This is a genomic window from Oleiphilus sp. HI0080 (assembly GCF_001635135.1).
Genome location: NZ_LWFU01000175.1, coordinates 1 through 567, shown reverse-complemented (window position 1 = coordinate 567; position 567 = coordinate 1). Strand labels below are relative to the sequence as shown.

Annotated in this window: 1 protein-coding gene; it reads left to right on the top strand. The window is 46.9% G+C overall.

Annotated elements, in window-relative coordinates:
* A partial coding sequence (locus A3751_RS01960; RefSeq protein ID WP_197466103.1) for an AraC family transcriptional regulator ligand-binding domain-containing protein occupies positions 1–567 on the top strand: 567 nt, incomplete at both ends.

The following is a 567-nucleotide window of genomic DNA, read 5'->3' as shown; positions in this document are numbered from 1 at the left end:
ATCAGAAACATTACTCGTCTGATTTCAGAACCAGCAGATCGACTTGGCTATGAGGCCGGACGACGAAGCAAGCTCCATCATTACGGTCTCATCGGGCAAGCAATGCTTAGCAGCGACAATCTGCTGCACGCTCTCAACATCGCCCTGAGGTATTGCCAAGAGGTATTTCACTTTACGAATTACGCGAGCAGCAGTCAAAGTAAGATGCTATCAGTCGCGTGGCTTCCATATAAAAAAGACACGCTCAGCGTTGAGCACTTTTTAGTAGCGCGAGACCTTGGTACAGGTCTTTCTATTATCGAGCAAGTGACCGGAAGAAAACCTAAAGGGGTGATCGCCGCTCGCACCTTTTTTACCGATCGAAAATTGATTTTAGAGCTCAGGAACCAACTCGGCTGCGTATTAGAACACGCACCAAATGGCGCTGAACTAGTGCTGAATGCTCAGAGTCTTTTACAGCCCATGCCGCAACGTAATCCTCAAAGCTGCCGGGTTCTAGAGCAATTATGTTATGAGCAAATGCATTTACCCGAAGATTTACCACTGAAAGACAGTTTTACAGAACAG